This window comes from Leptospira barantonii (genome assembly GCF_002811925.1).
GTDB lineage: Bacteria > Spirochaetota > Leptospiria > Leptospirales > Leptospiraceae > Leptospira > Leptospira barantonii.
Genome location: NZ_NPDS01000002.1, coordinates 355,103 through 367,551 on the forward strand (window position 1 = coordinate 355,103; position 12,449 = coordinate 367,551).

The 12,449-nt window shown below is 44.8% G+C and carries 13 protein-coding genes; 7 read left to right on the plus strand and 6 right to left on the minus strand.

All coding sequences use genetic code 11. The features are described 5' to 3' along the window. The first annotated feature begins 4 nt into the window (after nucleotides 1-4). From secF to CH367_RS06395, 4 genes are all read left to right on the plus strand, one after another. Complete coding sequence (gene secF / locus CH367_RS06380) at nucleotides 5-943, plus strand: protein translocase subunit SecF (protein WP_100761652.1); 939 nt, start codon at nucleotides 5-7, stop codon at nucleotides 941-943. Further along, complete coding sequence (locus CH367_RS06385) at nucleotides 943-2,196, plus strand: bifunctional diaminohydroxyphosphoribosylaminopyrimidine deaminase/5-amino-6-(5-phosphoribosylamino)uracil reductase RibD (RefSeq protein ID WP_100761653.1); 1,254 nt, start codon at nucleotides 943-945, stop codon at nucleotides 2,194-2,196. The genes secF and CH367_RS06385 overlap by 1 nt, the downstream gene beginning before the upstream one ends. Continuing rightward, nucleotides 2,181-2,786, plus strand: coding sequence for a riboflavin synthase (locus CH367_RS06390; protein ID WP_100761654.1), 606 nt, complete (start codon nucleotides 2,181-2,183; stop codon nucleotides 2,784-2,786). The genes CH367_RS06385 and CH367_RS06390 overlap by 16 nt, the downstream gene beginning before the upstream one ends. 109 nt (nucleotides 2,787-2,895) lie before the next feature. Beyond that, a complete protein-coding gene (locus CH367_RS06395; protein ID WP_100761655.1) occupies nucleotides 2,896-4,101 on the plus strand; it encodes a bifunctional 3,4-dihydroxy-2-butanone-4-phosphate synthase/GTP cyclohydrolase II in 1,206 nt (401 codons plus the stop codon). A gap of 94 nt (nucleotides 4,102-4,195) precedes the next feature. Here CH367_RS06395 and CH367_RS06400 read toward each other — a convergent pair whose 3' ends face one another. Both CH367_RS06400 and pdxH read right to left on the minus strand, forming a co-directional pair. After that, a complete protein-coding gene (locus CH367_RS06400; RefSeq protein WP_100761656.1) occupies nucleotides 4,196-5,116 on the minus strand; it encodes a DUF4349 domain-containing protein in 921 nt (306 codons plus the stop codon). Between the two features lie 284 nt (nucleotides 5,117-5,400). Continuing rightward, entirely contained in the window at nucleotides 5,401-6,045 is a 645-nt protein-coding gene (gene pdxH / locus CH367_RS06405; protein WP_100761657.1) for a pyridoxamine 5'-phosphate oxidase, read from the minus strand. A 177-nt stretch (nucleotides 6,046-6,222) separates the two neighbouring features. Between pdxH and modB the strand changes: the two genes are divergently transcribed. The 3 genes from modB to CH367_RS06420 are packed head-to-tail and all read left to right on the plus strand — an operon-like array spanning nucleotide 6,223 to nucleotide 8,402. Then, entirely contained in the window at nucleotides 6,223-6,903 is a 681-nt protein-coding gene (modB, locus tag CH367_RS06410) for a molybdate ABC transporter permease subunit (protein WP_100761658.1), read from the plus strand. Nucleotides 6,904-6,930: 27 nt separating this feature from the next. Next, nucleotides 6,931-7,683 carry a molybdate ABC transporter substrate-binding protein gene (gene modA, locus CH367_RS06415; RefSeq protein ID WP_100761659.1) on the plus strand — a complete coding sequence of 251 codons (753 nt, stop codon included), beginning with the start codon at nucleotides 6,931-6,933 and terminating at the stop codon, nucleotides 7,681-7,683. Continuing rightward, on the plus strand, nucleotides 7,683-8,402 hold the full coding sequence (locus CH367_RS06420; protein WP_100761660.1) for an ATP-binding cassette domain-containing protein: 720 nt from the start codon (nucleotides 7,683-7,685) through the stop codon (nucleotides 8,400-8,402). The genes modA and CH367_RS06420 overlap by 1 nt, the downstream gene beginning before the upstream one ends. Before the next feature lie 74 nt (nucleotides 8,403-8,476). Here CH367_RS06420 and CH367_RS06425 read toward each other — a convergent pair whose 3' ends face one another. Genes CH367_RS06425 through CH367_RS06440 form a run of 4 tightly spaced genes read right to left on the minus strand, consistent with a single transcriptional unit; the run spans nucleotide 8,477 to nucleotide 12,259 of the window. Further along, nucleotides 8,477-9,547: a sulfate/molybdate ABC transporter ATP-binding protein gene (locus tag CH367_RS06425; RefSeq protein ID WP_100761661.1), complete on the minus strand. Its 1,071-nt coding sequence runs from the start codon at nucleotides 9,545-9,547 to the stop codon at nucleotides 8,477-8,479. 2 nt (nucleotides 9,548-9,549) lie between these two features. Continuing rightward, complete coding sequence (cysW, locus tag CH367_RS06430; RefSeq protein WP_100761662.1) at nucleotides 9,550-10,389, minus strand: sulfate ABC transporter permease subunit CysW; 840 nt, start codon at nucleotides 10,387-10,389, stop codon at nucleotides 9,550-9,552. Further along, nucleotides 10,386-11,222: a sulfate ABC transporter permease subunit CysT gene (cysT, locus tag CH367_RS06435; protein ID WP_100761663.1), complete on the minus strand. Its 837-nt coding sequence runs from the start codon at nucleotides 11,220-11,222 to the stop codon at nucleotides 10,386-10,388. Before cysT ends, cysW begins: the two co-directional genes overlap by 4 nt. A gap of 26 nt (nucleotides 11,223-11,248) precedes the next feature. After that, the gene (locus tag CH367_RS06440) at nucleotides 11,249-12,259 is read right to left on the minus strand and encodes a sulfate ABC transporter substrate-binding protein (protein WP_100761664.1); all 1,011 of its coding nucleotides are present in this window, start codon (nucleotides 12,257-12,259) and stop codon (nucleotides 11,249-11,251) included. Nucleotides 12,260-12,449 lie beyond the last annotated feature (190 nt).

Sequence of the window (12,449 nt, forward strand, 5' to 3'; positions counted from 1 at the left end):
CAAAATGTTTGATTTTATAAAATATAAATACGTTTCCATCGGCGTTTCACTCGCCCTAATTGTATTCGGATTTACTTATACGTTTGTGGTTCACGGAGGATTCGCCAATTCTCTGGACTTCAACGGAGGTCTTAGAACCGTAATCGAATTCGACAAATCCGTGGATCGTAAGAAACTCGAAACCTATTTCACCGAAAACAATATCGAAGCGGTTCTTCTTTTATTGGATAAGGATAAGAATCACTACCAGATCGATATCGGTCTCGGTTCCGTGGACGCGATTCTCGGAAAATACAAACAGAAGAATTCCTTAAAGCCGGAAGACAAGGTCGACGTATCCGGAATCGACGCATTGATTTCCATTTTGATCGCGGACTTCGGAATCGATAAAAGTAAGGTCTTAAGCGCGAACCAAGTGGGTGCGGTTGTGGGAGGAGAACTTTCTTCTACGGGAACCACACTTCTCGGTTTGACGATGGTCATCATTCTCGCTTATATCAGCTTCCGATTTCAATTCAAGTTCGCGTTGGGTGCGATCCTCGCGTTGACTCACGACTTGATTTTGACCGTGGCTTTCATCGGATTTTTTCAGATCAAACCGAGCGTTCCGATCATCGCGGCTTTGTTGACTCTTCTCGGATATTCGATCAACGATACGATCGTCGTTTTCGATAGAATCCGCGAGAACGCGGCCGGAAATCTGAACGAAACGTTCGGACAGACGATCAACTCCGCGATCAATCAAACTCTCGGAAGAACGTTTAACACCTCTTTTGCGACTTTGATTTCGATCATCGCGATCATCATCGGGGGCGCGACGGAACTATTCGATTTCGCTTACGTGCTTACATTCGGGATTATCATAGGAACTTATTCTTCGATCTTTATCGCCGCCCCACTTGTGGACATTTACGATCACGTAATACGGCGGGTTCGAGGCTGATGACTTTCCTCCCGGAAACGTTTCGGGAGGAAATGCGTAAACTTTCCTTCTTATCGACGGGCGAAACTTCCCCCAATCCGCCCGTTTCCTGTCTGATCACGGACATACACAATCGACAAATTTTAGCGTATGGAAAAACCTCTCCGACCGGAGGACCGCACGCAGAGAGAAATGCGTATGATCAATTCGTCAAAAACGGATTGGCTGGAACGGCGCATAACGTGTGGGTTACGTTGGAACCTTGCACACATCACGGAAAAACGCCGCCTTGTATGGACTTGATTCTCGAGCACAAACCGAAAACCTTATACTACGGTTGGAAGGATCCGAATCCGTTGGTGAACGTAAGACAGGGTCTCGAAGAGGCGAAACAAAATGGAATTGCCGTCGTGCAGGATTCCACACTCGCACAAATCGCGTCCGAAAGTTTGTTCGGTTTTGCCTCTCGAATCGAAACCAAAAGACCCGCGATGATTTTGAAAACCGCGGTTTCCCGAGAAGGTTTTTTTGCGGCGGAGGACAAAACACAGATTCAATTGTCCGGATCCTTGTCTTCTCGACTAACATCGATTTTGCGAACAAAATGCGACGCCGTTCTTGTCGGACCGGGAACGTTGTATCACGATCGTCCCGGACTGGATTTTAGACCGGAACCGACTGGAAATTCGGAAGTCACAACATTCTCCGTCGAGGAAGAATCTCCGATCGAAGACGCCGGTTTTTCGGCCCTACTGAAGAATATTCTGAAATACGCAAACGATTCGGAGATCCGGAAAATCCATACGGAAAGGGAAGCCGCTTATCAACCGTATCGTATTTTTATTATATTCGAAGAACGAAATATAACGGAAGAATGGATTTCCAAACAAAAACGGATCAACGAAAAATACGGTTCTAAAAAATGTATTTTTTTGATCGCAAAAGACGCGGTTCTCGATCACGGAACGAAAGAAATTCTTTTGTCCCTGACCGAAAAGGAAATCCGCGCGTTCGAACCGTCCAGACTCGCGGAAGAATGTTTTGAATTCTTTTCCGAACTCGGAATCAATTTGCTTCTTGTCGAGGGGGGAAATCTGCTTTATAAAACATTCTCCCCAAAAATGAAGAAGAACGATCTCATTCTAAAAATTTTATCCACTCGTTCCATAGTCAAAGGTATAGAACCCGCACTCGAAACGAACGCGAAAACATTACAATGGAAAACGAAAGTGGGAGAAGACATTTGGGAGGCGCACGGATGTTTACAGGTTTAGTGGAAACGACCGGAAAAATTCTCGAGATACAGGAAACAAACGAGGGAAGAGGATTTCTCGTCGAAACGAAATGGAATCAACCCGATCTAAAACTGGGCGATTCGATTTCGGTTAACGGATGCTGTCAAACGGTCACCGAATTTACGAACGAAGGAAGCCGCTTTCGGTTTTACGCGAGTTTCAAAACTCTCGAACTTACGAACTTCAATTTTCTCAAAGTGGGCGAGGAAGTGAACTTGGAAAGAAGCGCACTTCCGACAACACGACTTGGGGGACATCTGGTCAGCGGTCACGTGGACGGGACGGGAAAAATTCTCAGCAAGGAAGAAAGGGAGGGAGGAACCGTAATCTGTTATACGGTCCAAAACGATTCTTCCCTTTCCCGATACATCGCCCCGAGAGGGAGTATCACCGTAGACGGGATTTCTCTAACCGTGGTGGATTCGAGACCGAAAGAATTCGACCTGGTTTTGATTCCGGAAACTCTTAAAAAGACCAACGCAAAGTCCTGGAATTCCGACACCATTCTAAACTTAGAAATCGATTTGGTGGCGCGTTATTTGGAACAACTTCTGAAGTCGAAGGAATAGTTAAGATTTCGAACTAATTTTCAGGAAACATGGATTTGATTCTAAAGATTTAAGTTTCTGTAGCCAAATATCAGTCCAATAGAAGAGATGGTAACAATAGAGCAGAGCTATGATCCAACCCATTGAGAATGCAATCGAAGAAATCAAATCCGGAAGAATGATCATTCTTGTGGATTCGGAAGATCGTGAAAACGAGGGAGACCTCGTAGTTGCGGCGGAGTTTGCGGATAAGGAAAAAATCAACTTTATGGCCACTTTCGGCCGAGGTTTGATTTGTATGCCGATGGAAGCCGAGCGTCTCAAAAAGCTCGGCCTCAATCGAATGGTGGACGATTATTCGCTGGGCGACAAACACGGAACCGCGTTCACCGTTTCGGTCGACGCGAAACACGGAACTTCCACCGGGATTTCCGCTCAGGATCGAGCGATCACGGTTCAAGCCCTTTTAGACGAAAAAACGGTGTCGGGAGATTTGATGCGTCCCGGACATTTATTTCCGCTCCAAGCGGTTCCGGGCGGGGTTCTTCGCCGGGCCGGTCATACGGAAGCGGCTGTGGATTTATCCAAACTTTCTAATTTATATCCTGCCGGTGTCATTTGCGAAATCATGAATGACGACGGAACCATGGCCCGTCTTCCCGATTTGGAAAAATTCGCGGAGAAACACGGACTGAATATCTATACGATCGAAGATTTGATTCGTTATAGAAGAGCGAAGGAGAATCTCATTCGTCTCGAAGTGGAATCCAAACTTCCGACCGAATACGGAGACTTTACGATCCGCGCGTATTCCACGATGATCGACGATAAGATTCACGTCGCGTTGATCAAAGGTGAAATCAAAAAAGAGGATACGGTGATGGTTCGCGTTCACAGCGAATGTCTTACCGGAGATATTTTTTCGAGCAATCGATGCGACTGCGGTCCTCAGCTTCATTCCGCTTTGGATATGATTTCCAAGGAAGGAAAGGGAGTTCTTCTTTATATGAGACAGGAAGGAAGAGGAATCGGTCTGATCAATAAATTAAAGGCTTATAATATTCAAGATAAAGGATATGATACCGTGGAAGCCAACGAAAAACTCGGCTTTGCTCCCGATCTTCGGGACTACGGTATCGGAGCTCAGATCTTAAGAGAGATCGGAGTCGGTAAAATGAAAATTCTGACTAACAATCCTCGTAAGATCGTCGGTTTGGACGGTTACGGTTTGGAAGTTGTGGAAAGAATTCCGATCGAAATTCAACCGGGTTCGGATAACCACGGCTATCTCATGACAAAAAAACTCAAACTGGGTCACATACTCGGTTTGGGTTGAGATAATTTTTTTTGTAGTCCGCCGCGTTCATTGATCGAGGCGGAGAATCTTTCAAAAACCTTTGTCGGAGTCGCCGACAAAGGTTTTTTTATTTCTACTTCTTAAACGAAACTTTCAGTTTTTGGAATATTTTGTTTCCATAATACAGAGCGATTCCACCCAAGATCAGGAAAGGCAACCACCAAAGCAGATAGTAGGTGAGCTGAAGGAACGCGTTGAGGATTCCTACTAAGGCGTTTTTATACTGAGGAACCTGGATTCTGTCCGGAGGAGTCGGCAGACTGAAACCTACGGAAATCGTAGCCCAAGCAACCCGGTCCTTGATCTTCCAAGTTTCCTGTTCCGCGAGATCGAGTTCGTCTTCACTGGTGGAAATCGATTCTTCGATCGCCTCCCAGTTTTTCGCACCGGCGCCGATCTGATTGTTTGCGTTGTTTCTTCTTGTGAGTCTGATTTTTTCACGGGTCAGTTTTCTTTTCTGCCAAACCATACCTTCGGTATGATCGATCGTGGAAATGTCTTCGGAAAGAAGAATTCCCAGTTTATCAAGTTCTAATAAAGCCTCATAGAGTTTCGCGGAACGAACGTGGACCTTCGCGCTCATATACGGGGATGCGGAATTGGAAGCGGAACTATTCTCCAGATAACCGTATTTGGAAATAAAATCCAAAAGTTCTTTTCTCGTTTTGATCAGATCGGCGCATTCGTAGGAAAGTTGAATGTTGTATTCAAGAAGTCTTTCGTTGTTTGTCGCAATCGGAGTAAAAACCTTACCGAGTTGATTCTCCGCCTGATCTTGGGACGGCGCCTCTTTAAAATTGTCTTTGTCCGCCGCCGATTTCTTTTCGGCCTCCGGCATAGGCGCACTTTTTGCCAATTGATCGGTCATGCCGGATACGGATCTGGATGCAACCTCACCGGATGCGTCCGATTCCTTAGGCGCTTCGACTTTTTTACCGCAGTTCCAAGCGAATAACAACGAAAAGGCGAGAATGAATGGAATTATCTTTTTCAAAACGAAATCTCCGACGGATTAGTCTTCGTGAAATTCTAACATTTGAATGGACCTGTTTTATCCCGAAAAACGTTCCTTTTGGGCGCAAAGAACGGGGATCCAGCAATGAACGCCCAAAAAAGCGAGAATTTTATCGAAATTGGTCCGACAAACGATCGATCAAAAAGTTATTGCATCCTTGAAACTGATTCTTTCTTCGAACTGAAGATTTTCCAAACTTCGTTTGGAACCATTGGCTGAACGCTTCGCTACCAATGGCTAATTCGCTCTCTATGGATCGCGAATTAGGGAGCAACCCTAAATTTTTCCCAAGAAGAATCGGCTTTCTTTTCGAACACGATTCGATCGTGTAAACGACTCGAACGTCCTTGCCAAAACTCGATACGAACCGGATGAACCGCGTAGCCGCCCCAATGAGTCGGTAACTCCACGTCCTTTCCTTCGAATTCTTTCGAAAGTTTTGCGAAACGTTCCTCTAAAAATTTACGATCGGGAATCTTTTGACTCTGAGGAGAAGCGACCGCGCCGATCTGTGATTCTCTCGGTCTGGAATGAAAATACTCGTCCGATTCTTCCTTGGAAACCTTGGTTACGTTTCCTTCGATTCGAATCTGCCTTTCAAGTTCGGACCAAAAGAAGACAAGACAAGCTTTTGGATTCTCCTCCAATTCCTTGCCCTTTCTGCTTTCGTAATTCGTATAAAAAAGAAAAGAATCGTTCGTGATGCCTTTGAGAAGAACGGTTCTCGCATCCGGGATTCCGTTCTTAGTCGCGGTTGCAAGAGTCATCGCGTTGACTTCGAAAACTTCCGATAAGACCGCTTCTTGAAACCATTTTTGAAAGAATGCGATCGGATCGTTTCCGGCGTCTTCGATGTCCAAAGAGGATAAGGTATAACTGGTTCGAATGTCCGCGATTTTTGAATTCATATTGTTTGATTTCAAAAAACACGGCGCCCTTGAAAGTAAAAGAAGAATTTTAGTTCGCGGTTTTCTTTTTAAAATCCTTTTGTGAATCGAGGAATAGGGGTTTCTTTCATCGAATTAACGTCCGGAGATTTCCTTCTCTTCTTGACCTCGGAATGATTTTTAGATTAATATCCGAGCATGACCGAACTCGATTGGGAGACGATGCGCCATCCGATCCTGCTCACTTTGATCGTGAGCGCGTTTTCCACTTTGATCGCGACCTTGTTCGGAGTGACTGCGGCGTATTTTATTTCCCGTTGGAGATTTTTCGGAAAAGGAATTCTCGATTCCATCCTTACCTTGCCGCTTGTGTTGCCTCCTACGGTTCTTGGATATTATCTTTTGGTGTTATTGGGACGACGCGGAATTTTCGGTTCCTTTCTTTTGGATACGTTTCATTTCAGTTTTTTATTTCATTGGTCCGGCGCGGTGATCGCTTCGGTGATCGTTTCCTTCCCGCTCGTCTACAGATCCTCTCTTACTTCCTTCGAGGATTTGGATTCGGATTACGAGGACACCGCGAGAACATTAGGAAAAGGGAATGTAGAAATTTTTTGGAGGGTGTTATTGCCCTTGTCTTGGAGGGGGATTCTCGCGGGCGCGATGCTTGCGTTCGCAAGAGGGATGGGAGAATTCGGCGCTACGCTGATGATCGCGGGAAATATTCCGAAAAGGACACAAACTCTTTCGCTCGCGATATACGATAGTGTACAATCCGGAAACGATTCGATTGCGTTTTATTTGGTCGTTTTAACATCCGTATTGTCCGTGCTGGTTTTGACGGTTTCGAACGGTATGCTTAAAAAATCGCATTGGTAATTTTAAATATAAGTAAAAGGGAATATTATGAAACGATTTCAAATTACGGTGATTCTGGCTTTGACGTTTTGTCTTTCTCCGATTTTCGGAGAAGAAAAACAACTTTTGGTTTCCGCGGCTTCTAGTTTAACACAGGCCTTCGGCGAGATCGGGAAAGAATTCGAGAAAAAACATTCCATAAAGGTCGTTTTTAACTTTGCGGCGTCCGGAATTCTTCTTCAACAGATTGCAAACGGAGCGCCTGCGGACGTGTTCGCTTCCGCCGATCAAGAAAGTGTGGATAAGGGTTTGGAAAAAAATCTATTCGACGTTTCCACGAGAAAGAATTTCGTGAGAAACGTTTTGGTTTTGGTCGTTCCAGTTGATTCTAAATTGAATCTGAAAAAGATCTCCGATCTGAAAAAGGAAACGGTTCAGAAAATTTCTTTTGGAAATCCGGTTACGGTTCCCGCCGGAAAGTACGCTAAAGAAGTATTGGATAAGGAAGGTTGGGACGAGGCCTTGGAAAAAAAATGGATTCCCGGTGAAAATGTAAGACAGGTTTTGGATTACGTTTCCCGAGGAGAAGTGGACGCGGGCTTCGTCTATAAAACGGATGCGATTCTTTTTAAGGACAAGGTGAAAATCGCGATCTCCGATCTAAAAACAAAGCCGATTCTGTATCCCGCGATCGCAGTCGCGCAGAGCGCGAATTCTTCCGAGGCGAAGTTGTTTTTGGAATTTTTGTCCTCTCCTACTGCGAAGAAAATTTTCGAACAGTATCATTTCGGAAAACCTTAGTGTCCCTTACCGTAAATATTCAAAAAACATTGATCGATCGAAAAAGAAGATTTTTTCTGGATCTCGATTTTAGATCGATCCGCGATTTTTTGTTTATCTACGGTCCTTCCGGTGCGGGAAAAACCTTAACTCTGAAGACGATTTCCGGATTGATCCAACCGGATCACGGAAGAATCGTACTCAGCGACGAAGTTTTTTTCGATTCAGAATATCGAATCGATCTTCCCGCCCAAAAAAGAAAAGTCGGATATCTTCCTCAAAACTATTCGCTCTTTCCTCACCTGACGGTTCGTAAAAATTTGGAATTTCCTCTCAAAGGAACATTTTCATTTCGATTGTCCGAATCCGATCGGGTCCTCGTTGAGGATATATTAGAAATCTTTGAAATAGAAAGCGTCTCGGAAGCGTATCCTAAAAATCTTTCGGGCGGGCAAAAACAGAGAGTCGCTCTGGCGAGAGCCTTGATCCGAAAACCGGAACTTCTACTTCTTGACGAACCCTTTGCGGCTCTGAACTCCGAGTTGAAGGATAAGATGAAGTCGGAATTGAAAAAGATACAAAGACTCTTTCAGGTTCCGGTCGTCGTTGTCTCTCACGATCAAGCGGATCATTCTTACTTTGGAGCGGATTGTCTTTTGATCGAGAACGGTGTTACACAGTCGATTCGAAGAGAAAAAGAAAAAGCGAACAAAACAAAAGATTCTTCCGTAAGAAAATAGCCCGTCTTGTCATTTCTAAAATCGGATCGATGTTTGTTCCGACAAACAAAAATCGAATCGAAATTCTTCTTGAATTAGATCGTATAGTCTTCCACGTAAACTTTCACTTTTCTAAAACGAATGTGAACCGTTTCGCCGGGAAGCAGATTCAGGGATTGAAATTCGGAAGAATTCAATTGTGATTCCAGAATCGCGCCCGTATCCAAACGTTTGAGATCGATCTTCACCGTTCTTCCTGTGGAATGAATATACTGAATTTCGGCGGGAATCGTTTGCGCTTCGATCGGAGTTCTTAGAATTTCAACGTCGTAAGGACGAACATAGCCGACAGCGTTTGCATTTTCAACTTCGGCGTGTTCCGGCGCGTCCACTTTGATTTCACCGAGTTGTGTTTGTCCGCCCTGAACCCTTCCGTGAAAAAGATTCACGTCTCCGAGAAAGTGAAACACGAAAGAATTTTTCGGATGATTGTAAACCTCGTCCGGAGTTCCGACCTGTTCGATCTTTCCGGATTTAAGAATGACTACCTTGTCCGAAACTTCGAGGGCTTCTTCCTGATCGTGAGTTACGAACACGCTCGTGATATGAATTTCGTCGTGAAGTCTTCTGAGCCAATTTCTAAGTTCCTTTCTTACCTTTGCGTCCAAGGCGCCGAAAGGTTCGTCTAACAGCAAAAAACGAGGTTCGATCGCTAGGGCTCTTGCGAGCGCGATCCTTTGTCTCTGTCCGCCGGAAAGTTCGGAAGGATATCGGTTGTGAAAATTCTCGAGTTGAACGAGTTTTAAAAGACTCATCACCTTGTCTCGAATCGCTTCCTTGTTCGGTCTTTCGGATCTTTTTCTCACTTCGAGACCGAACGCGATATTTTCAAAAATCGTCATATGTCTGAAAAGTGCGTAGTGTTGAAAAACGAATCCGACTCCGCGATCCTTTGCGTTTTTCTTTCCGACTTCCTGACCTTCGAAGATCACTTGGCCTTCGTCCGCGTCTTCGAGTCCGGCGATGATTCTTAACAAAGTCGTTTTACCGGAACCGGAAGGACCCAAAAGTGCGACCAATTCTCCCGCGGGAACTTCCAAAGAAAGATTGTCGATGGCGGTGAAACTACCAAAGCGTTTTATAATATTCTTAACTTCTATTGCCATGACTACGCCTCCTCTTGGAGCAATTCTTCTTTTTTGGTGATTTTGATTTTTCTATCCAGGATCTGTTTCGCGATCAGAGTGATTAAGGATAAGAATACGAGTAGGGAAGCCGCGGAAAATGCGGCTACGGAATTATACTCGTTGTATAGAACTTCGATCTGTAACGGAAGAGTGTTCGTTTGTCCGCGGATATGTCCGGATAAAACGGAGACCGCGCCGAATTCTCCCATCGCTCTTGCGTTACAAAGAATGATTCCGTATAACAATCCGTATTTGATTCCTGGCGCCACGATCTTAAAAAATACTTTCAGCGGTGAAGCGCCGAGTAATAGACCCGCTTCTTCCTCTTCGATTCCGGTCGATTCGAGGAGAGGAATCAATTCTCTCGCAACGAAAGGAAGTGTGATGAATACCGTCGCGATGACAAGACCCGGTGTGTTGAATACGATTTTGATATCGGCTTCTTCCAACCAAGGACCGAACCAACCCTGTCTTCCGAAAAGAAGAATGAAGATCAAACCGGAGATCACCGGTGAAACCGAAAACGGAGAATCGATGATCGTTAAAAGCCAGCTCTTACCGGGAAATTCGAAACGTGTGATCGAAAACGCGGATACGATTCCGAAGATCGTATTCAATGGAACCGCGATCGAAACCACAAGAAGAGTCAACTTCAACGCGGATATCGTATCGGGTTCTTGGATTCCTTCCAAATACGCATTCCAACCCTTGGAAAGGGCTTCGTGAAAAACCGTATAAATAGGAAGAAGAAGAATCAGAGCCGTCAGAAAAAAAACGGTTCCGATCAGAATTGATCGTACGAGTAAGGATTCCTGTCTCATCCCTTTCTCCTTGCGGAAACCGTCTGAAGAATATTAATACCTAATAATATACTAAAGGAGATCACGAGCATGATGAACGCGATTCCGGTCGCTTCCTCGTATTGATACTGTTCGAGTTTTGTTACGATCAACAAGGGAAGAATTTCAGTTTTACCCGGAAGGTTTCCCGAAATGAATACGACCGATCCGTATTCTCCGATTCCCCTCGCAAAGGCCATTGCCGCGCCGGTGATCAAAGGGGGTAGGAGTTCCGGAAAAATGATCCTTCTAAAAATCTGCCATCTGTTTGCGCCAAGACAATACGCCGACTCTTCAAGTTCTTTCGGGAATTCTTCCAAAACGGGTTGAACCGTTCTTACCACAAAAGGGAAACCGATAAAAACAAGAGCGATTACGATTCCGATCGGAGTGTATGCGATCTTGATGTCGTAGGGCGCGAATAATTTTCCTATGATTCCGTTTTGAGTGTAGATCGTGGTGAGCGCGATTCCCGCAACCGCAGTGGGAAGTGTGAAAGGAAGATCCACAAGAGAATCGAGCAGAGACTTACCGGGAAAATCGTAACGAACCAGAACCCAAGCGAATAAAAATCCGATCACCAGATTGATGAGCGCGGCGACGGCTCCCGCTCCGAAACTTAAGTAAAGCGCCGCGACGATACGATCGTTGGTAAGAAGTTTCCAAAAACCCTCCCAACCGATTCCCGAACTTTTCAAAAAAAGAGCGCCTAACGGAATGAGTACGATCAAACTTAAGTAAGTCACCGTGACGCCGAGCGTAATTCCGAAGGCGGTTTTTCCGTAGGGTTTGGTTCTAAAATTCAAAGTGGACAAGGTTTTCTCTTTTGATAAACGAATTCTTATTTAGCGGAGATCTGATCGAAGATCGCTCCGTCCGCGAAATGTTTTTCCTGCGCGTTTTTCCAGTTACCCGCTACGTCTCGGATCGTGAATAGTTTCAAATTCTTGAATAAACTTTTATACTTCATTGCGACTTTTATGTCGGTGGGACGATAGAAATTCTTTGCGATCACTTCCTGTCCTTCGGGTGTGTATAAGAACTTAAGATAACTTTCGGATAATTTCAGAGTTTTGTGTTTTTCGGCGTTTTTCGTTACCACCGCTACGGAAGGTTCCGCCAGAATGCTCACCGAAGGAAAAACGATTTCAACCGAAGAATTCGAATCCTTGGAAGTTTCACGAAGCGCCAGGTGAGCCTCGTTCTCCCAGGAGATCAACACGTCTCCGATTCCCCTTTGAACGAATGTCGTCAACGAACCTCTCGCTCCGGAATCCAATACGAGAACATTCGAATATAATTTTTTTATAAAGTCTTTGGCCTTTTCTTCGGATCCGTACTTCGCCTTCGCATAACCCCAAGCCGCGAGATAATTCCAACGCGCGCCTCCGCCGGTTTTCGGATTCGGTGTTACGATTCCGACTCCCGGTTTTACGAGATCGTCCCAGTCTTTGATTCCTTTCGGATTTCCTTTTCGAACCAACAATACGATCGTAGACTTGTAAGGAGAACTTTGATGCGGAAGAAGATTCTCCCAATCGGAGGAAAGAAGTTTCGATTTTTCCGCGATCGCTTCGATATCTTGCGCGAGCGCCAATGTTACGACGTCCGCTTCGAGTCCGTCGATTACCGCTCTTGCTTGTTTGCCGGAACCGCCGTGGGATTGATTGATTACTAAGTCTTCGCCGGTTTGTTTTTTCCAATGTGCGATGAAGAGTTGGTTGATTTGGGTATACAGTTCTCTTGTCGGATCATAAGAAACGTTTAAGAGTTTGGTTTGCGAAAACAGAGAAGCGGAGACCAAGAATAAGGCGATTGCGATGGTATGAATTCGAGTGGATTTGGATTTCATTCGGTTTCTTCCTTTGGATTTTTTACAACAAAGTGAACAGAAATCTAATTTATTAGATAATTTGATCCAATATTTTGAGACTTCGTCTATAAGTAAAGAATTTTGTATGATATTTTGGCTTGGAACCTCGAATTCTTAGCAGGTGTGGGAACTCATACAAGGAAATGTTCCGAGTTTAAAATGAGGAAAA